1 protein-coding gene is annotated in these 1,832 nt (G+C 36.6%); it reads left to right on the forward strand.

Going from position 1 to position 1,832, the window contains the following annotated elements; genetic code table 11:
* Positions 1–161: 161 nt before the first annotated feature.
* Complete coding sequence (locus HHO41_RS21970; RefSeq protein WP_169102728.1) at positions 162–1,730, forward strand: IS1182 family transposase; 1,569 nt, start codon at positions 162–164, stop codon at positions 1,728–1,730.
* The last annotated feature ends 102 nt before the right edge of the window (positions 1,731–1,832 follow it).

The following is a 1,832-nucleotide window of genomic DNA, read 5'->3' on the forward strand; positions in this document are numbered from 1 at the left end:
AAAAGAGGCTGGGACAAAACCCACCTCTTAAATGAAAAAGCCGGTAAAATTTTACGATGAGTAAAATTTTACCGGCTTTGGTTATTTTTTCAATAAAAATAAGGACAACTTCTGATAAAATTAAGTTACCACACCAAATCTAATCAGAAAGAAGTGTCCTTATGTTTAAAAATTATAACATGAATCAATTAGTTTTGCCTGTAGATTTAGAAGTGAAATTACAAAATAATGATATTGCCTTCCATATTCACCATTTAGTCGAAAGTATTCCACAAGGTGCGTTTGAACCATTTCTTCGAAATGAGGGCTGCCCTGCCTATCATCCCCGAATGATGTTAAAAATCATCCTATGCGCCTATACGCAATCTGTTTTTTCAGGTCGTAAAATTGAAGCCCTTTTAACAGATAGTATCCGAATGATGTGGCTAGCGCAGGGTTATGAACCTAGCTATCGTACGATAAATCGATTCCGCGTACAACCGGAAGTTAAGGATTTAATCCGCCAATGTTTTGTTCAATTCCGTTGCCAATTAATCGAAGAAAAACTTATTGATCAAGATGCGATTTTTATTGATGGCACAAAGATTGAGGCGAATGCGAATAAATTTACGTTTGTTTGGAAGAAATCAATTGAGAAGTATCACCAAGCATTAATTGAAAAGTCGAATGAACTATACAACGAGCTACTTGAAAAGGAAATCATCCCTCAAATTGAACGAGAAAATGAAGAGCAGTTATCCCTTGAGGAACTCGCTCAAATGGTCCAAAAAGTAGACGATGTTGTTAACGAGTATGACAAAAAAATAGAAGCATCATCAGACGTATTGGAACGAAAAGCGTTAAGGAGTGAGCGGAAGTATCCAAAGCAGGTACGAAAGCAATTGTTTGATTACATCTTACGAACAGAAAAATACCAACGAGATTTCGAAATCTTTAACACACGTAATAGTTATTCAAAAACTGATAACGATGCGACGTTCATGCGAATGAAAGATGATTATATGAAAAATGGGCAATTGAAGGCGGGCTATAATGTACAAGTCGCAACAGAAGGTCAATACGCACTTGCTTATAGTCTCTTTCCGAACCCAACAGATACACGTACCTTAATCCCGTTCTTAGATGAAATTGAGCAACATTATTTTGAGTTACCCAAGCACATTGTCGCAGATGCAGGTTATGGCAGTGAGCAGAATTATGATGATATCCTTTCGAATCGAAAACGAGAGGCATTAATTACGTATAACATGTTTTTGAAGGAGCAGAAGAAGAAATATAAACAAAACGAGTTCAATCCAGACAATTGGCATTATAATCAAGAAAATGATGTGTACACATGTCCAAATCAACAACGTCTTGTGTTTAAATATGACTCTGTACGGACAGATAAATCTGGCTTTAAGAGAGAGTTTAAAGTCTACGAGTGCGAAGACTGTTCTGGGTGCCCCTTTCGCTCATCATGTACAAAAGCAAAAGAAGGTAATAATCGAAAACTAATGGTGAATGAAAAATGGGAGCAGCAAAAAGAATATGTGAGAGCGAAGCTTTCAGAGGAAAAAACGAGTTCGATCTATCGTAAGCGTAAAATCGATGTGGAACCAGTTTTTGGATTCTTGAAGGCTAATTTGCATTTCACAAGATTTTCTGTACGTGGAAAATCGAAGGTTGAAAACGAAATGGGACTAGCGCTAATGGCGGTGAACTTACGAAAGTTCACCGCCATTAACTAATATTGAACTAGAGTAATAAGAAAAAAATAAAGAAAGGTGAAATTGAGCCAACTCAATTTCACCTTTTTCATTAATTGAAGCTAGTTATGTCCCAGCCTCTTT

It is taken from the genome of Bacillus sp. DNRA2 (genome assembly GCF_012843265.1).
In the GTDB taxonomy this organism is placed as follows: domain Bacteria; phylum Bacillota; class Bacilli; order Bacillales; family Cytobacillaceae; genus Bacillus_BU.